Raw genomic sequence first — 16,140 nt, 5'->3', positions numbered from 1 at the left:
CCCGCCCGCCCCGGCGGCCACCATCTGGGGGGGATTGCCGGCCGGGGGGGGGGGGGGGGGGGCCCCCCCCCCCCCCCCCCCCCCCCCCCCCCCCCCTTGGGGGAGGGGGACCGCCGTAGGCGGTGGAGGGGGCAACGCCGCACCGCTGCCAGACGCTTCACGCCCCCTCCGTCTCGCCGCTTCGCGTCGATCCACCTCCCCCCAGAGGGGGAGGATTTCAGACGGCTTCACCGCGCCTCGTCCGGCCTCAGGGTCAGCACCCGCACCCCGTCCGCCGTCACCGCCACCGTATGTTCGAACTGGGCCGACAGCTTGCCGTCGGCCGTCGTCACCGTCCAGCCGTCGTCCTCGGTCCGAACGGTGCGCACGCCCTGGTTCAGCATCGGCTCTATGGTGAAGACCATGCCTTCCTTCAGGGTCAGGCCGGTCCCGGCCCGGCCGAAATGCAGCACCTGGGGCTCTTCATGCATCTCGCGCCCGATGCCGTGGCCGCAGTAGTCGCGCACGACCGAATAGCCGGCCGTCTTGGCGTGGCGTTCGATGGCGAAGCCGATGTCGCCCAGCCGGGCGCCGGGCCGCACGGCCCTGATCCCCTTCCACAGGGCCTCATAGGTGGTGCGCACCAGCCTGCGCGCCTGGGGCCCGACCGAGCCGATCAGATAGGTCTTAGACGAATCGGCGATGAAGCCGTCCTTCTCAAGCGTTATGTCCAGATTGACGATGTCCCCGTCCTTCAGCACCTCGTCCGCCGAGGGCACGCCGTGGCAGACCACGGCGTTTCGCGAACTGTTCAGCACGAAGCCGTAGCCGTACTGACCCTTGCTGGCCGGTCGCGCCTTCAGCTCATCGACGATGAAGGCCTCGACCCGGTCGTTGATCTCCAGGGTGCTCATCCCCTCCAGGGGCAGGCCGTCCAGATGGGTGAAGACCTGGGCCAGCCGCCGCCCCGCCTCGGCCATCAGGGCGATCTCGGCCGGGGTCTTGGTCACGCCGCCGCATCCGTCAGGTCCGGCGTCTGCACGCCCGCCGCCCGCAGCTCGCGCGCCATCAGTTCCTGAAAGCTCATCCCCGGATGGGTTTCGCACAACATGCCCAGCCTGATCCAGAAGGCGGCCTGGGCGTTGATCGACCGATAGGAGGCCTTGCTGGCCCGCCGCAGCTGTTCGTGCAGATCATCCTCGATATTGACGATGCCCATGGGATGGCCCTGATATGATTCGAATATGTTTCGTATATCTCTCCCTCTCGGCGCGGCGCAAGCCGGCGCGGGAGATCCCCAGGTCCGATGCGACGTCGCCTCTGCAATATCAACCGGTTGCAGCTGCTGGAGCCAATCGACCGTTCGCCCCGCCCCACCGGCGCATAATGGGAATAGCGACGGAGGGGAGATGCAATCGGACACATCGGACACATCGGACACTGTTTTTCGCGCGCCGAGGCCGCGTCGCCGACCTTCCCGCGCCTGCCCTCTCCGCCCCCGGTTCGGCTCCCCGAACGCCGGCCTGTCTCTCCCGCCGGCGGGAGAGGGGCGATCCGCCCGACCGGACACATCGGACAGTTCGGACACTGCTTTTCCGACGCCCGCCCCTGCGGCAAGGCGGCGGATCGTCCGACGTCGCGAATGCGGGTGACGCCGGGGCTTGCGGGAGCTAAAGCCCTGTCATGACCGATACGCCGAAAAAGGGCTGGTTCCAGCGCCTGTCGCAAGGGCTCTCCCGCTCCTCCAAACAGATGACCGACCAGGTCGTCTCCGCCTTCGTCAAGGAGCCCCTGTCCGAGGCTTCGCTGGAGCAGCTGGAAGAGCATCTGCTGGAAAGCGACCTGGGCCCCGCCGCCGCCGCCCGCATCGTCGAGCGGTTCCGTTCCCTGAAGTTCGGCAAGGACGCCCCCGAACGCGAGGTCAAGGAGGCCCTGGCCGAGGCGGTCGCCGCCGAACTGGCGCCGCGTCAGGCGACCTTCGATCCCCTGTCCGGCCCCAAACCCTATGTGGTCCTGTTCGTCGGGGTGAACGGCTCGGGCAAGACGACGACCCTGGGCAAGATCGCCGCCGATCTGACGGCCAAGGGCGCCAAGGTGATGATCGTCGCCGGCGACACCTTCCGCGCCGCGGCCCGCGAACAGCTGAAGGTCTGGGCAGAACGGGCCGGCGCCCATTTCGAGAGCCGCCGCGACGGGGCCGATGCGGCGGGCCTGGCCTTTGACGCCTATACCCGGGCGCGGGCCGAGGGGTTCGACGTGGTCCTGATCGACACGGCCGGGCGGCTGCAGAACAAGTCGGCCCTGATGGACGAACTGCTGAAGATCGTGCGGGTGCTGAAGAAGGTCGATCCGGACGCCCCGCATGACACCCTTCTGGTGCTGGACGCCACCGTGGGCCGCAACGCCCTGGCCCAGGAACAGATATTCGGCCGCACCGCCTTCGTCACCGGGGTGGTGATGACCAAGCTGGACGGCACGGCGCGGGGCGGGGTGCTGGTGCCCGTGGCCCAGGCGTCCGACGCCCCCCTGATGCTGATCGGCGTGGGCGAGGGGGTGGAGGATCTGCAACCCTTCGACGCCCGCGCCTTTTCGCGCTCCCTGGTGGGGCTGGAGGACTGAGATGACCGACGCCCCCGCCCCCGAGCCCAAGAACCGCCAGTGGATCCGCCAGCTGGTCGATTTCGGGGCGCTCGCCGCCTTTATGATCAGCTATTTCACCACCCGCGACATGATCTTCGCGACCTGGGTCCTGGTCGGCGCCTCGGCCCTGGCCCTGGTCGTCGGCTATGCGGTGGAGCGGCGCTTCGCGCCCCTGCCGCTGATCACCGGCCTGTTCGCCCTGGTGTTCGGCATGCTGACCCTGTTCACCCACGACGACCTCTATGTGAAGCTGAAGCTGACGGTTCAGAACGGGCTTCTGGCCGTGGTGCTGCTGGGCTCCATCCCGCTGAAGAAATATCCGTTCAAGGCCCTGCTGGGCTCGGCCCTCCGGGTCAATGACGCCGCCTGGCGCACCTTGACCCTGCGCTACGGCCTCTATTTCCTGGCCGTCGCCCTGTTGAACGAGGTGTTCCGCAGCCCTGAGGCCGTCACGGCCGTCTGGCATGCTCTGGGGCGTGAGACGCCCAATCCCAACGACGTCTGGACCAGTTTCCGGGGCGTTCTGTGGATCGCCGCCTCCCTGTTCGGCCTGTCCCAGGTGCCGCTGATCATGAAGAATATGATCAAGGACGAAGAGCCGGGTCCGATCTCGCCGGACACGGGCCTCTGATGGCTGAATGACGGGAGCTCACAGACAAAATGTCGCGTAACCGACATACTTCTCGCGTCAAATCGTAAAGCCCCGCTGATACGCATGCGGACGAAAGACACTCGGGGGACGGTCGATATGGTCAAGTCTGGCAAGGCGGCGCGGAAGGTCGGGCCGCTGGGAACCTCGCCCAGCCATCTGATGCACCGGGCGCTGCAGCTGGCGCTGGACATCTATTCCGAGGAAATGGGCCCCGACGGCCTGACCCAGCGCCAGTTCGCCGTGCTTGAGGCCGCCTCGCTGAAGGCCGGCCTGACCCAGACCGAACTGGTGCGGATGACCGGCATCGACCGTTCGACCCTGGCGGATCTGGTCACCCGGATGACCGCCAAGGGCCTCCTGGAGCGCGAACGCTCGACCCTGGACGCCCGCGCCAAGGCGGTTCGTCTGTCGCCGGAGGGCGCCGCCCGACTGGAGGCCGCCCGCCCCCTGGTCGAGACCGCCGACAAACGGATCATGGCCCTGCTGCCCAAGGGCCAGCGCGACGCCTTCCTGGCGCAACTGGCCGAACTGGCCGCCGCCGCCGACGCCGCCCCCGACGCCGCCAAGGCTGAGGCCAAGGCCGCCAAGAAGGCCGCGAAACTGGCCGAGAAGGAAGCCAAGAAGGCCGAAAAGGCCGCCAAGAAGGCGGTCCGCCCGGCCAAGCCCGGCAAGGCCAAGAAGCCCAGGCTGAAGGTGGTCGAGGTCGCCTGACGGCGGGGAGGCGGCGAAACGGCTTGCGTCGCACGCCAGGGGCTGAGACCCTCCCGGCATGGCTGATCCGACAGACCTGCCCGGAGGCGTGGTTCATGACCTGCCCGCCGATCTGGCGGAGGCGGTGAGCCGTGACGTCGCCGCCTGCGCCACCTGGATGTCGATCACGCCCCTGGCCCGCAACGAATGGATTTGCTGGGTCGAGTCGGCGAAGAAGACCGAGACCCGGCTGAAGCGGATCGACTGGGGCCGCGAGAACCTGAGCGACGGCAAGCGCCGCCCCTGCTGCTGGCCGGGGTGCCCTCATCGCGAGGAGGGGACGGGCGCGGCTTAGGCGGCCTTCGGGTCCGCCTCCCGTCCAAATCGCAAGGCCGGCCTCTGCGGCGTCCAGAACCCCTCCACCGCTTCGCGGTCCCCCTCCCCGCAAGCGGGGAGGAGACAGGAGAGCGCGGCAGCGTCCGTTGTGAGGTCAGACGTTGATTTCGCAAATCGACCCTTAGCGGACCTTAGTCGAAGCAAGGGCGAGGTTGTATTGCAACGCCATAGCGCGGACCTGATAGGCTTCGCTGTCGAACCAGTGCGACCCGCTGTCCCACGCGGCACTCAACGTGTCGCGGAACTCGGACCTGCGCAGTTTCACCGTCCACACTGACAACGGCGAGTGGACGCGAACCCGTCTTGCCCTCAGTCAAACCCAATGACGTCACTCGGCCTGTTGATGTTCCCTCTTCCGGGACGGAAACCAAAAGCAGGCTGATCGCCACTCCAATAGCGAGTGTGAGCGACAGGCCGACTAACGCGGCCTTGTTGGACGCGATGAGAAACCGGATAGGTCTGAACATAATCGTCCCTTTAAGCACCCTGCGAGCGTGAGCGACTTTGGGTCCACTTTCCACCCCAAACAGTCCTTCGCAATGTCCGCCTTTGGACCCCAAGCCGTCATCCTCGGGCTTGGCCCGAGAATCGAGCGGTCCGCCGCTGGTGCGATGATCCTGGCGCAGCGCCCGATCGGCGCCCGGTCCTCGGGTCAAGCCCGAGGATGACGGAGCAGGGGGGGCGGTGAGAGCCCCTTCACCCCGCTGCGCGCGGTCCCCCTCCCCGCAAGAGCGGGGGGAGACAGTCGTCCGCTTCAGCGCTTCCTCAGCCGTTTGGCGTTGGCGACGGCGGTCTTGTGGATGGGGGTCAGGGCGGCGGTCTGGGCCTGGGTCAGTTCGGCGCTCAGGGTCAGGGTCTGGCCGGCGGCGCGGCTCCACCAGCCCAGGGCGTAGCGGAACTGGGCCTGGGCGGCCGCGGCGGGGGTCAGGGCGCAGGCGATCTCGGTCGCGGCCTGCATCGCCCGCGCCCCCTCGTCCAGGGCCGCCTGGCCCAGGCGTTCGCCGACGGCGCCCGCGCGAACCGACAGGGCGGCGGCGGCGGCGGCCAGGGCCTCGGTCTTCTCGGTCGTCATCAGCGACAGCTCGGCCAGATCCTGTCCGGCCGGATCGGTCAGCCCCTGAACCATTCGCCCGGTGCGGGCGGCGATCACCTGGGCCGAGGCGTTCAGCAGTTCGGCGCCCAGCACCGCCGGCGCGACGGCGGCGGGGACGCGGGCCCTGCGGCTCAGAACCCGGCTCCCGACAAGGCTTGGGGCCGAGTCTCGGCGGCGAAGGCCGCGACGTCGGACAGCAGGGCGGGGACCGCCAGATCAATGATGCGGCGGCCCTTTTCGGGGCTGGCCTGGGCCGGGTCGGAGCCGATGCGGCCGTCGGGGAAGCGGGCGCGATAATCCAGGGCGTCGCGGATCGGGCCGCTGGGCGCGATCTGGGGGCTGTAGTCGGCCGTCTTGATCCGGTCGGGATAGGCGGCCTGGGTCACGGCGATCTCGGACGGGGTCGCGTGCATGCCGTGGCCGGTCGGGAAGATCTGGTTGCACAGGGCCTGGACGCCCGGCAGGTCCCACCAGTTCTTCAGCTTCAGAACAAACGGGGGTTCGTCCTCGACGAAGCTCCATTCGGCGTAGATTTCCGAGAAGGTCGCCTCGATGGTGGCGACGTTCCCGCCGTGGCCGTTCAGGAAATAGATCCGCTCGAACCCGTGCCGGCTCAGCGACGAGACCCAGTCGGTGATGGCGGCCATGAAGGTGGAAGGCCGCAGGGAGATGGTCCCGGCGAAGGCCAGGTGATGCTGGGCCATGCCGATGTTGAAGGTCGGGGCCACCGTCAGGGCGGCGTCGGCGCGCTCGGCCTCATGGGCGATGATCTCGGGACACAGCCAGTCGGTGCCCAGAAGGCCCGTCGGGCCGTGTTGCTCATTGGAGCCGATGGGAACCACGATCGTCTTGGACAGGGGCTGGTCAGAGGCGATGCGGGCGTCGATCTCGGGCCAGGACGACAGGTGGATCAGCATGGGAACTCCTTTACGCGACCCGTCTCAACTAGCGCGATCTGAAGGGGGCGCATAGGCCGTGACGAAGAGGCGGGCGGCCTCGCGGGCGCGGCGGTCGCGGCGGGCCTCGTCGATCTGAGGCACGTTCAGCATGGCCCGCAGATGGCCGTGGCCCAGGACCAGGCCCGAGAACATCTCGGCCGCTTCGTCCGGATCGGGCACGTTCAGCCGGCCGGCGCGGGTCTGGTCCGCCAGCCAGGCCGACAGCAGGTTCAGGCTGCGCAAGGGGCCGGCCTCGTAGACGGCCTGGGCCAGTTCGGGCGCCTCGGCCGACAGCAGGGCGACGCCGCGCATCGAGCCGACCTTGTCCGGGTGGCAGACCCGGTCCAGCAGCAGCCGGGCCAGGGCCTCCAGCACCTCGGCCGGGGGGGCGGCCGACTTCAGCGGCGCGACGATGGCGTCGGACTTCTGGCTGGCCATGGCCCGGGCCAGGTCCAGCTTGGTGGCGAACCGGTTGTAGACCGTTTGTTTCGACACCCCCGCGACGCGGGCGATCTCCTCCATCGACACGGCCAGACCCTTGTCCGCGAACAGGGCCGCGGCGGCGTCGAGGATGGCCTCGCTCTTCTTCTCGTCGACCTGGCCCCGCCGGCGCGCCATCAGTGGGCGTCCGACGGGGGCGCGCCCGGTTGGGCCTTGACCGGCTGGGCCAGCAGGGTGACGAAGGCGGCGCCGGCGCACATGATGCCCAGCAAGGCGAAGGCGTCGCCGAAGGCCATGGTCGTGGCCTGTTTCTGCAGGATGCCATAGACGGCCTTCATCGCCGAAGCGGCCGGGTCGATGGTGCCGGCGAAGCGCTGGGCCATGCCGGCCATCATGTTGCGCATGGCCTGGTCGCCCTGGGCGATGCCGCTGGTCAGTTCGCCCATATGGATGGCCGTATTGGTGGTCAGGCCGGTGTTCAGGATCGCCAGGCCGAAGGCGCCGCCGACATTGCGCGACAGGTTGACCAGGCCCGAGGCGTTCTTGACCATGTGCGGCGGCAGGGTGGCCATGGTCACCTGCTGTGAGGCGATCATGGCCAGCATGACGCCGACCCCGCGGAAAGCCTGGACCGAGGCGAACTCCCAGAAGCCCCAGTCGTCGGTGACGATCCGCGCCTCCCACATGCCCCAGGCGCACAGCATGAAGCCGCCGAACATCAGGATCCGCGCGTCCATCCGGCGCACCAGGCGCCCGGCGAAGGGGGCGGTGGCGAACATCGCAAGACCCGAGACGACCATGGTCGTGCCCACTTCCGACGACGAATACTCCCGCACCCGCCCCAGGAAGAGGGGCAACAGGAAGGTGCCGCCGAACAGGGCGAAGCCGACCGTGAAGGTCATGACGAAGCCGACCAGGAAGTTGCGGTTGCCGAAGGCGCGCAGCTCGACGATCGGCTGGCGATAGGTCAGGGAGCGCCAGACGAAGATCGGCCCGGCCACGGCGGCGACGACCGTCAGCATCAGGATATGGGTGTCGTCGAACCAGTCGTTCTTGGCGCCCTCCTCGAGCACATATTGCATCGACATCAGGAAGGCGGCCATCAGGCCCAGGCCCCACCAGTCGAACCCCTTGGCCAGGGACGGGTCGCCCTTGTCGAAGTTCCCGTACCGTCCGACCAGGAAGAGGACCAGCAGGCCCGGCCCCACATTGATGAAGAACAGCCAGCGCCAGCTGAGCCACTCGGTCAGGTGGCCGCCGAGGGTCGGGCCGACGGTGGGGGCCAGGGTGACGATCAGGCCCATGACCACGCTGGCCGTGACCCGCTTGTCCGGCGGAAAGGCGGTGAAGGCCACGGCGAAGACGGTCGGGATCATGGCCCCGCCGACGAAGCCCTGGATGGCCCGGAACAGGATCATCATGTCGATGGACGTCGACAGGCCGGTGGCCACGCTCATCAGGACGAAGCCGGCGCAGGAGGCGAGGAACAGCCGCTGGGTGCCCCAGAGCCGTGACAGGAAGCCGGACAGGGGGATCATGACGACTTCGGGGATCAGATAGGCGGTCTGGATCCAGCTGATCTCGTCGGCCGAGGCGCCGACCCCGGCCTGGATCTGGGGCAGGGAGGCGGCGACGATCTGGATGTCGAGGATGGCCATGAACTGGCCCACCACCATGCCGGCGAAGCCCAGCAGCAGCATGGTCCAGTTGATCTCGGGATGGCCGGCGACGGGGGCCCTGGCGTCGGACGGGGCCCCGCCTGAGGCGGCGGGGGCGGCGGCGGTCACGGGCGGGGCGCCGTCAGAGAGGCCTCGGCGAAGCTCGCGCCGCCCTGGCTCTTCAGATCCACCTTGACGTCCACCGACAGACCGGGGCGCAGGGCCAGGTTCCGGTCGGCGCCGCTGACGACGATCCGAACAGGTACGCGCTGGGTGATCTTGGTGAAGTTGCCGGTGGCGTTCTCGACCGGGATCAGGGCGAATTCGGAACCGGTGGCGGGGGCGAAGCTGTCGATCCGGCCTTCGATCTTGCGGCCGGGGAAGGCGTCGGCGGAAATCTCGACGGTTTGGCCCAGCCGCATCCGGTCCAGCTGGGTCTCCTTGAAGTTGGCGACGATATAGGTCCGGGTCAGGGGCACGATCGACAGCAGCTGGGTTCCGGCGTTGACGAACTGGCCGGGGCGGACGCTGCGGGCCCCGACGACGCCGGCGATGGGGGCGCGGATCACCGTGCGGTCCAGAGCGATGCGGGCCTTTTCGACCTGGGCGCGGGCCTGTTCGACGGCGGCGACGCTCTGTTCGCGGGTTGAGCCCAGCACCCCGGCGGTGCGCTGTTCGGCGACCAGGGCGGCCTGGGCCTGGGCCACGGCGGCGTCAGCGGTGACGGCGGTGGCGCGTTCGGTCTGGATCCGCTGCTGCGAGACCCAGCCCTGCTGGGCCAGCTTGCCGTAGCGGTCGACCTCGGCGCGGGCCAGGCCGGCCTGGGCGCGGGCCTGGGCCACGGCGGCGGCGCGGGCGGCGACGGTCGCCTTCTCCTGCTCGGCCTGGGCGTCGACATTGCCGACGGCGGCGATGGCCGCCTGAAGATTGGCTTCGGCGCGGATCAGTTCGGCGCGCTGGTCGCTGTCGTCCAGCTTGACCAGGACCTGACCGGCCTCGACCCGCTGGTTGTCGCCGACCAGGACCTCGGTCACCCGGCCGGCCAGCTGGGGGCTGACCAGGGTGGTGTCGGCCTGGACGAAGGCGTTGTCGGTGCTCTCCCACCTCTGGCCGTTCAGCCACCAGACGATCCCGCCCGCGATCAGGGCGAGGCCAACGAGGATCGCGGCGAACAGCGGCAGGCGTTTCTTCAGTTCAGGCGACATGGGGACATCCGGGGGAGGGTGCGGCGTTTTGAAGCGGCGCTAAAATGGACGTCGCCGTCCAAAAATCAATCTCCAATCGCCAGAAGCCCGATCACGCCTGGTTTTCGTGTATGTCCTCGCCTCATGACCGACCGCGCCCGAGCTTCGAATCCCCTGCCGTCCGAAGTCGATGTGGCGGTCGTCGGGGCAGGGGCGGCGGGGATCGCCGCCGCGCGGCGGCTGGTGCGGCCCGGCCTGTCGGTTCTGGTGCTGGAGGCGCGCGACCGGATCGGCGGGCGCGCCTGGACGGCCCAGGTCGAAGGCGAGGGCCTGGACATGGGCTGCGGCTGGCTGCACTCGGCCGACGACAATGTCCTGGCCCGGCGGGTGGAGGCCGAGGGCCTGACCCTGGACCAGACCCCGCCGCCGTGGCGGACCCAGGCCTTCGATCACGAGATCACGCGCGCCGACCTGGCCGAGTTCGGCGAGGCCTTCGCCGCCTTCGATCAGCGCGTAAGCGAAGCGGCGGCGCGGGGTGAAGACCGGCCAGCCTCTGACTTCTTCGATCCCGACTGCCGCTGGAACGCCCGGATGGACGCCATCTCGGGCGCCCTGAACGGGGCGCGGTTCGCCGAGGTGTCCAGCCTGGACTATGACGCCTATGGCGACACCGGGGTGAACTGGCGGGTGCGCGAGGGCTATGGCCGGCTGATCGCCCGGCTGGGCGAGGCGGTGTCGGACGCCGTGGTGCGCGACTGCGCCGTGCGGCGCATCGACCGCTCCGGCCCCCTTTTGCGGCTGGAGACCAGCCGGGGCGAGCTGACGGCGCGGGCCGTGATCCTGACGGTCCCCAACAGCCTGATGGCCGCCGAGGCGGTGCGGATCGAGCCGCCGGTTCCGGCCTGGCTGGAGGCGACGGCGGGCGTGCCCCTGGGCCTGGCGTCCAAGGTGCATATGACGGTGCGGGGCGCAGGCGATTTCCAGCCCGACACCCAGCTGTGGACGCGGACCGACACGGCCGAGACCGGCGGCTATCATCTGCGACCGTTCGGACGGCCGATGATAGAAGCCTATTTCGGCGCCGACCTGGCCTGGGGGCTGGAGGCGCAGGGGCCCGCCGCCCTGGTCGACTTCGCCGTGTCCGAACTGGTCGCGGCCCTGGGGTCCAACATGAGGCGGCGGCTGGAGGCTGCGGCGGTGTCGAACTGGGGCGTCGATCCTTGGTCGCGCGGCGCCTATTCCCATGCCCTGCCGGGCCATGCGGGGGACCGGGCGAAGCTGCGGATCGCGGTCGAGGACCGGATCTTCCTGGCGGGCGAGGCGACGGCGCCGGTCTATTACGGCACGGCCCACGGCGCCTGGATGGAGGGCGAGCGGGCGGCGGACGCGGCCCTGAAAGCCCAAGGGTTGGCGACCCTGGGTCTTGACCCGCGCCGCGACGACGGCGACAGCGAGTCATGACGCCGACCAAGTCCAGAAAAACAGCCGCCAAGCCGCTTAAGCCCGGCCCGAAACGCCCGGCGGTTATGACCGGCGCCTCGGTTCCCGTGCTGCGCTGGCCGCCTGACGAGGACCGGGTCGAGACCATCTTCGAACGGCTGTCCGGCGTCATGCCCGAGCCGAAGACCGAGCTGAACTTCTCCAACCCCTTCACCCTGGTCGTCGCCGTCGCCCTGTCGGCCCAGACCACGGACGTCGCGGTCAACAAGGCCACCGACCGGCTGTTCCAGGTCGCGGACACGCCGGAAAAGATGCTGGCTCTCGGGGAGGAGGGACTGGTTCCCTACATCGCCTCCATCGGCCTCTATCGCGGCAAGGCGCGCAACGTCATCGCCCTGAGCCGGATCGTGCTGGAGCAACACGGCGGCGAGGTTCCGCTGAACCGAACCGATCTCCAGGCCCTGCCGGGCGTGGGGCGAAAGACCGCCTCGGTGGTGCTGAACGAACTGGGGATCGAGGCCGCCATCGCCGTGGACACCCATGTCTTCCGCGTCTCGCACCGGCTGGGGCTGGCCAACGCCAATACGCCGGACAAGGTGGAGGCCCAGCTGTTCCAAGTCGTGCCGGAGCCGTGGCTGCCCAAGGCCCACCATTGGTTGATCCTGCACGGGCGCTACACCTGCACGGCGCGCCGGCCCAAATGCCTGGCCTGCGTCATCGCCGACCTGTGCCCGTCGCGGGCGGGGCTTATGGCCCTGGGCGAGGCGGCGTCCTGAGGGGCTTCAGGCGGCGTTCGCCGCCTCTGCGGCTTCCATATCCGCATTCATCGTCTGCAGGATGGTGCGCAGTTCGGCGATCTGGGCGCCGGACAAGGGGAGGCGCTCCACCACCTGGCAACGCACGCCCAGCACCTTCTCACGCAGGGACCAGCCCGCTTCGGTGGGCTCGACCCAGACCCGACGCTCGTCCTCGGCGTCGCGTCGCCGGGTCAGAAGGCCGGACGCCTCCATCCGCTTGACCTGAGGCGTCAGGGCGCCGGTCTCCATGTGCGTGCGCCGACCAATCTCGCCCATGGTCAGGGGACGCCCGCTCTCCCACAGGGCCAGCAGGATCAGATACTGGGGGTGGGTCAGACCCAGGGGGTCGAGCAGACGTCGATAGATGCGCGTCACCAGACTGGCTCCGGTCTGAAGCGCCAGGCACAGCTGGGCGTCGATCTCCAGATCGCGGAACCCGTCGGAACCAATCTGCGCCTTCGCCATTTCGCCCTCCTCGAGCCGCCGCGGGGGCGCGAGTTCGCACCCAAACACCGGTTGTTAAGCACAAAACCTGAAAAAATCAAAAATATCAAATTTGATATAATCAATCATTAGGCAATCTCGCCGATAACCCTCCGACGAAGACACAGGAGTGTGGAATGTTCGGCACAGCGCAGAAGCGTCGCCAGCAACAAGAGCTTCAGGAACTGACCGGCATGGTCGCGGCGCTGAAGCGGTCGCAGGCGGTCATCGAATTCGCCCTGGACGGGACGATCCTGGAGGCGAACGAGAACTTCTTATCCGTGATGGGCTACCGCCTGGATGAGGTGCAGGGCGCCCACCACCGCATCTTCGTCGATCCGCAAGACGCCAATACGCCCGCCTACGCCGACCTGTGGCGCCGGCTGAATGCGGGCGAATTCATCGCCGACAAGTTCGTCCGCTACGCCAAGAACGGCGCGCGCGTGGTCATCGAGGCCAGCTACAATCCGATCTTCGACATCGACGGAAAGCCGTGCAAGGTGGTCAAGTTCGCCACCGACATCACCGCCGTCGAGGCCGAGCGCGAGCGGCGTCTGGAGGCGGACCGTCTCGCCGCCCAGGTTCAGGCCTCGGTGGTCCAATCGACCGGGCGCGCCCTGTCCGCCCTGGCGGCCGGCGATCTGTCCTACAGGATCACCGACGCCTTCCCCGGCGACTATGCGGTTCTGCGCGAAGACTTCAATCGAGCGATCGCCGCCCTGGATCAGGCGGTGGCGGTCATTCGCGTCAATGCGGCCTCCATGCAGTCCGGCGCCAATGAGATCAGCAGCGCCGCCGAAGACCTGTCGCGCCGCACCGAGCGTCAGGCCGCCGGACTGGAAGAGACCGCCGCCGCCCTGGACCAGATCACCGCCACCGTGCGCCGGACAGCCGAGAACGCCCAGTCCGCCGATGCGGTCGTGGGCCAGACCCGCACCCAGGCCGAGACCGGCGGCGCCGTGGTTCAGCGCGCCGTCTCCGCCATGGAGCAGATCGAGGCCTCCTCCGCCCAGATCGGCCAGATCATCGGCGTCATCGACGAGATCGCCTTCCAGACCAATCTTTTGGCGCTCAATGCCGGGGTCGAGGCGGCCCGGGCGGGCGAGGCTGGTCGCGGCTTTGCGGTCGTGGCCTCCGAGGTCCGCGCCCTGGCCCAGCGGTCCGCCGACTCGGCCCGCGAGATCAAGGCCTTGATCTCCACCTCCAGCGCTCAGGTCGAGTCCGGCGTCAAACTGGTGCGGGAATCGGGCGAGGCGCTTTCGGGCATCGCCACGCGCATCCACGACGTCACGCACCTGATGGCCGAAATCCGCGCCTCGACCCAGGAACAGGCCGTGGCCCTGGCCGAGGTCAACAACGCCGTCAACGACATGGACCAGGTCACTCAGCAAAATGCTGCGATGGTCGAGGAATCGACGGCCGCCAGCCTGAGCCTCGACCGCGAGGCGACCGACCTGGCCGAACTGGTCGGCCGGTTCCGACTGTCCGAGGGGCAAGGCGAGGCGGCTCCCGCGCCGATCCGCCAAGCCCAGGCCCGGATCGAAGCCTTCGCCGCCGAAACCCTGCGCCCTCGCCCGCGTCTGGTCGCTGCGGCAGGCGAGTGGCAAGCCTTCTAAAGGCGGTTTCGAACCGCTTCGGCGAATCCGGCGCCGTTCGCCGAGTCATGGTCCAGATAGAAGTCGGGCTCGATCAGCTCGGCCTCCATCAGCACCCAGGCGCCGGCGTCGTCGCGCGCCAGGTCGATGCGGGCGTAGAGCAGGGGCTCCTCGACCGCCGCCAGCACCTGTTCGGCCAGGGCGAATGCGGCCGCGTCGGGCGTCACGGTCGTGTAGAGGCCGCCGAACTGGATCTGGATGCGGAAGTCGCCGGGGACCGGCCGCTTGTTGACTGCATGGCTGAACCGGCCGCCGAAGAAGAGCAGGGAGGTCTCTCCCTCGGTCTCGATCGACTTCAGATAGGGCTGGATCATGGCCGGACCTTCCGGCGCCTCGGTCAGGGGCTGTCCCGGCGTCAGGCGCAGGGTGCGGAAGGCGCCAGCGGACACCGTCGGTTTTATGATGAGGGTCGGGGCGCCGGTTTCGGCGAAGGCGGCGTCCACCTGGTCCTGGGTGATCGCCTCGCTCCAGCGGGTCGGGGGAATGGGCACGCCCTTGTCCGCCAACCGGGCCAGATAGGTCTTGTCCGAATTCCAACCCAGGACCGAGGCCGGATTGGCGATCGGCAGGCCGGCCGTCGCCCAGGTCGCGCAGGCCTTCAGCCAGCGGGCGTGGTCGCGGTGATAGCCCCAGGCGATGACCGGCAGGATCAGGTCATGGCCCTCCAGCCCCGAGGCGTCCTCGACATGGTCGCTCCAGGGCGTGGGCGTGATCTCTGCGCCGGTCGTCTCCAGCGTGGCCTTCAGACGCGCCAACACCTCGGGCCAGCGGCCGATGTAGGATTTGTCGGCGGGGTCGGGGGTCAGGACGGCGATCCGGGTCATGCGCCCTGCCTATCGCAACCGGCCGATACATATAAGGGCTTCCTTATAGGTTTTCGGGTGACGTGCCGGTCTTCAACCGCTAAGGCGCGCCCATGACCCAGAACACCGCCCAATATGACGTCTGCGCCGTCGGCAACGCCATCGTCGACGTGCTCAGCCCCTGCGACGCCGCCTTTCTGACGGCCCAGGACCTGGCCCCCAACTCCATGCAGCTGGTCGACGCCGAACGCAGCGCCGCCCTGTATGACGCCATGGCGCCGGGCGTCGAGGCCTCTGGCGGATCGGCCGGCAACACCGTCGCCGGCGTCGGCTCCTTCGGCGGCCGGGCTGCCTATATCGGCAAGGTGGCCGACGACGTCCTGGGTCAGGTCTTCACCCACGACATCCGCGCCGCCGGCGTCCATTTCGACACCCCGGTCCTGACCGGCGGGGCCGATCAGGGTTTCGGCACCGGCCGCTGCCTGATCAATGTCTTGTCGGACGGGGCGCGGACCATGGCGACCTTCCTGGGCGCGGCCAACCAGCTTTACGCCGACGACATCGACGAGGCCCTGATCGGCGCCAGCCAGATCGTCTATCTGGAAGGCTATCTGTTCGACCCGGCCCCGGCGCGCGCCGCCTTCGAACGCGCCGCCGCCGCCGCGCACAAGGCCGGCCGCAAGGTGGCCATCACCCTGTCGGACACCTTCGTCGTCGCCCGCTGGCGCGCCGAACTGCTGAGCTTCATCGAACAGTCGGCCGACATCGTCCTGGCCAATGAGGCCGAGCTGGGCGCCCTGTTCGAGACCGAAGACTTCGACGCCGCCGCCGCCAAACTGGCCGCCATCGTCGAGATCGCCGCCGTGACGCGCGGCGAGCAGGGCTCGGTGGTGATCAAGGGCGAGGACCGTGTCGCGGTCGCCGCCTATCCGGTCGCCAAGGTGATCGACACCACGGGCGCCGGCGACCAGTACGCCGCCGGCTTTCTCTTGGGTCTGGCGCGCGGTCTGTCGCTGGAGGAGGCCGGGAAACTGGGCTCCCTGGCCGCGTCCGAAGTCATCGCCCACTGGGGCCCGCGCCCGATGGTGAAACTGGCCGACCTGGCCGGGGAGCATGGGCTGAGGGTGTAATCCGGACCTTCCCCCGCTCGCGGGGGAAGTGTCAGCTCGTCGAGCAGAGCGAGACGGCTGACGATGGGGGAAGTCTTCTTGCTTTAAGCAAGACTTCCCTCTCCGACCCTGGTCCGCTGCGCGGACGCCGGGCCACCTCTCCCGCAAGCGGGAGAGGGTCG

At 68.9% G+C, this 16,140-nt stretch carries 17 protein-coding genes; 8 read left to right on the top strand and 9 right to left on the bottom strand.

Annotation, left to right across the window (positions count from 1 at the left end):
• Nucleotides 1–227 precede the first annotated feature (227 nt).
• Together map and GGQ93_RS04115 are read right to left on the bottom strand one after the other, a co-directional pair.
• Nucleotides 228–989, bottom strand: a complete 762-nt coding sequence (gene map / locus GGQ93_RS04120) for a type I methionyl aminopeptidase (RefSeq protein ID WP_183215218.1) — start codon at nucleotides 987–989, stop codon at nucleotides 228–230.
• Entirely contained in the window at nucleotides 986–1,198 is a 213-nt protein-coding gene (locus tag GGQ93_RS04115; protein WP_183215217.1) for a ParD-like family protein, read from the bottom strand. The genes map and GGQ93_RS04115 overlap by 4 nt, the downstream gene beginning before the upstream one ends.
• Before the next feature lie 464 nt (nucleotides 1,199–1,662).
• Here GGQ93_RS04115 and ftsY point away from each other — a divergent pair, with 464 nt between their 5' ends.
• The 4 genes from ftsY to GGQ93_RS04095 all read left to right on the top strand — a co-directional run bounded on the left by ftsY (nucleotide 1,663) and on the right by GGQ93_RS04095 (nucleotide 4,316).
• Nucleotides 1,663–2,598: a signal recognition particle-docking protein FtsY gene (ftsY, locus tag GGQ93_RS04110; RefSeq protein ID WP_152948961.1), complete on the top strand. Its 936-nt coding sequence runs from the start codon at nucleotides 1,663–1,665 to the stop codon at nucleotides 2,596–2,598.
• A 1-nt stretch (nucleotide 2,599) separates the two neighbouring features.
• Nucleotides 2,600–3,250 carry an inner membrane-spanning protein YciB gene (locus GGQ93_RS04105; protein WP_182715135.1) on the top strand — a complete coding sequence of 217 codons (651 nt, stop codon included), beginning with the start codon at nucleotides 2,600–2,602 and terminating at the stop codon, nucleotides 3,248–3,250.
• Nucleotides 3,251–3,367: 117 nt separating this feature from the next.
• A complete protein-coding gene (locus tag GGQ93_RS04100) occupies nucleotides 3,368–3,982 on the top strand; it encodes a MarR family winged helix-turn-helix transcriptional regulator (protein WP_183215216.1) in 615 nt (204 codons plus the stop codon).
• Nucleotides 3,983–4,040: 58 nt separating this feature from the next.
• The gene (locus GGQ93_RS04095; protein WP_183215214.1) at nucleotides 4,041–4,316 is read left to right on the top strand and encodes a YdeI/OmpD-associated family protein; all 276 of its coding nucleotides are present in this window, start codon (nucleotides 4,041–4,043) and stop codon (nucleotides 4,314–4,316) included.
• A 795-nt stretch (nucleotides 4,317–5,111) separates the two neighbouring features.
• On the opposite strand, the gene GGQ93_RS04090 is transcribed toward GGQ93_RS04095, so the two are convergent.
• Genes GGQ93_RS04090 through GGQ93_RS04070 form a run of 5 tightly spaced genes read right to left on the bottom strand, consistent with a single transcriptional unit; the run spans nucleotide 5,112 to nucleotide 9,692 of the window.
• The gene (locus GGQ93_RS04090; protein ID WP_224764409.1) at nucleotides 5,112–5,543 is read right to left on the bottom strand and encodes a phasin; all 432 of its coding nucleotides are present in this window, start codon (nucleotides 5,541–5,543) and stop codon (nucleotides 5,112–5,114) included.
• 38 nt (nucleotides 5,544–5,581) lie between these two features.
• Nucleotides 5,582–6,367, bottom strand: coding sequence for a creatininase family protein (locus tag GGQ93_RS04085; protein WP_183215213.1), 786 nt, complete (start codon nucleotides 6,365–6,367; stop codon nucleotides 5,582–5,584).
• 24 nt (nucleotides 6,368–6,391) lie between these two features.
• Nucleotides 6,392–7,006: a TetR/AcrR family transcriptional regulator gene (locus GGQ93_RS04080; protein ID WP_183215212.1), complete on the bottom strand. Its 615-nt coding sequence runs from the start codon at nucleotides 7,004–7,006 to the stop codon at nucleotides 6,392–6,394.
• A complete protein-coding gene (locus GGQ93_RS04075) occupies nucleotides 7,006–8,616 on the bottom strand; it encodes a DHA2 family efflux MFS transporter permease subunit (protein WP_183215211.1) in 1,611 nt (536 codons plus the stop codon). Before GGQ93_RS04075 ends, GGQ93_RS04080 begins: the two co-directional genes overlap by 1 nt.
• Entirely contained in the window at nucleotides 8,613–9,692 is a 1,080-nt protein-coding gene (locus tag GGQ93_RS04070) for an HlyD family secretion protein (RefSeq protein WP_182714687.1), read from the bottom strand. Before GGQ93_RS04070 ends, GGQ93_RS04075 begins: the two co-directional genes overlap by 4 nt.
• 123 nt (nucleotides 9,693–9,815) lie before the next feature.
• On the opposite strand from GGQ93_RS04070, the gene GGQ93_RS04065 reads away from it, so the two are divergent.
• Together GGQ93_RS04065 and nth are read left to right on the top strand one after the other, a co-directional pair.
• Nucleotides 9,816–11,132 (top strand): flavin monoamine oxidase family protein, encoded by a 1,317-nt coding sequence (locus tag GGQ93_RS04065; RefSeq protein WP_183215210.1) that lies wholly within the window; start codon nucleotides 9,816–9,818, stop codon nucleotides 11,130–11,132.
• Complete coding sequence (nth, locus tag GGQ93_RS04060) at nucleotides 11,129–11,887, top strand: endonuclease III (RefSeq protein WP_183215209.1); 759 nt, start codon at nucleotides 11,129–11,131, stop codon at nucleotides 11,885–11,887. Before GGQ93_RS04065 ends, nth begins: the two co-directional genes overlap by 4 nt.
• A gap of 6 nt (nucleotides 11,888–11,893) precedes the next feature.
• On the opposite strand, the gene GGQ93_RS04055 is transcribed toward nth, so the two are convergent.
• Entirely contained in the window at nucleotides 11,894–12,373 is a 480-nt protein-coding gene (locus tag GGQ93_RS04055) for a MarR family winged helix-turn-helix transcriptional regulator (RefSeq protein ID WP_183215208.1), read from the bottom strand.
• A gap of 155 nt (nucleotides 12,374–12,528) precedes the next feature.
• On the opposite strand from GGQ93_RS04055, the gene GGQ93_RS04050 reads away from it, so the two are divergent.
• The gene (locus GGQ93_RS04050; protein WP_054764019.1) at nucleotides 12,529–14,007 is read left to right on the top strand and encodes a methyl-accepting chemotaxis protein; all 1,479 of its coding nucleotides are present in this window, start codon (nucleotides 12,529–12,531) and stop codon (nucleotides 14,005–14,007) included.
• Here GGQ93_RS04050 and GGQ93_RS04045 read toward each other — a convergent pair.
• On the bottom strand, nucleotides 14,004–14,870 hold the full coding sequence (locus tag GGQ93_RS04045; RefSeq protein ID WP_183215205.1) for an ATP-grasp domain-containing protein: 867 nt from the start codon (nucleotides 14,868–14,870) through the stop codon (nucleotides 14,004–14,006). The genes GGQ93_RS04050 and GGQ93_RS04045 overlap by 4 nt on opposite strands.
• 92 nt (nucleotides 14,871–14,962) lie before the next feature.
• On the opposite strand from GGQ93_RS04045, the gene GGQ93_RS04040 reads away from it, so the two are divergent.
• Complete coding sequence (locus GGQ93_RS04040; RefSeq protein WP_183215203.1) at nucleotides 14,963–15,979, top strand: adenosine kinase; 1,017 nt, start codon at nucleotides 14,963–14,965, stop codon at nucleotides 15,977–15,979.
• Nucleotides 15,980–16,140 lie beyond the last annotated feature (161 nt).

The sequence above is a fragment of the Brevundimonas aurantiaca genome (genome assembly GCF_014199955.1).
In the GTDB taxonomy this organism is placed as follows: domain Bacteria; phylum Pseudomonadota; class Alphaproteobacteria; order Caulobacterales; family Caulobacteraceae; genus Brevundimonas; species Brevundimonas aurantiaca.
Note: the sequence above shows the minus strand (reverse complement) of the source record. Positions and strands in the feature narration are given on the sequence as shown.

Coding starts and splice junctions, on each gene's coding strand:
- GGQ93_RS04045 (WP_183215205.1), bottom strand. CDS start 14,870: ATGACCCGGATCGCCGTCCTGACCCCCGACCCCGCCGACAAATCCTAC.
- GGQ93_RS04080 (WP_183215212.1), bottom strand. CDS start 7,006: ATGGCGCGCCGGCGGGGCCAGGTCGACGAGAAGAAGAGCGAGGCCATC.
- GGQ93_RS04065 (WP_183215210.1), top strand. CDS start 9,816: ATGACCGACCGCGCCCGAGCTTCGAATCCCCTGCCGTCCGAAGTCGAT.
- GGQ93_RS04040 (WP_183215203.1), top strand. CDS start 14,963: ATGACCCAGAACACCGCCCAATATGACGTCTGCGCCGTCGGCAACGCC.
- GGQ93_RS04100 (WP_183215216.1), top strand. CDS start 3,368: ATGGTCAAGTCTGGCAAGGCGGCGCGGAAGGTCGGGCCGCTGGGAACC.
- nth (WP_183215209.1), top strand. CDS start 11,129: ATGACGCCGACCAAGTCCAGAAAAACAGCCGCCAAGCCGCTTAAGCCC.
- GGQ93_RS04105 (WP_182715135.1), top strand. CDS start 2,600: ATGACCGACGCCCCCGCCCCCGAGCCCAAGAACCGCCAGTGGATCCGC.
- GGQ93_RS04050 (WP_054764019.1), top strand. CDS start 12,529: ATGTTCGGCACAGCGCAGAAGCGTCGCCAGCAACAAGAGCTTCAGGAA.
- GGQ93_RS04085 (WP_183215213.1), bottom strand. CDS start 6,367: ATGCTGATCCACCTGTCGTCCTGGCCCGAGATCGACGCCCGCATCGCC.
- GGQ93_RS04070 (WP_182714687.1), bottom strand. CDS start 9,692: ATGTCGCCTGAACTGAAGAAACGCCTGCCGCTGTTCGCCGCGATCCTC.
- ftsY (WP_152948961.1), top strand. CDS start 1,663: ATGACCGATACGCCGAAAAAGGGCTGGTTCCAGCGCCTGTCGCAAGGG.
- GGQ93_RS04095 (WP_183215214.1), top strand. CDS start 4,041: ATGGCTGATCCGACAGACCTGCCCGGAGGCGTGGTTCATGACCTGCCC.
- GGQ93_RS04055 (WP_183215208.1), bottom strand. CDS start 12,373: ATGGCGAAGGCGCAGATTGGTTCCGACGGGTTCCGCGATCTGGAGATC.
- GGQ93_RS04115 (WP_183215217.1), bottom strand. CDS start 1,198: ATGGGCATCGTCAATATCGAGGATGATCTGCACGAACAGCTGCGGCGG.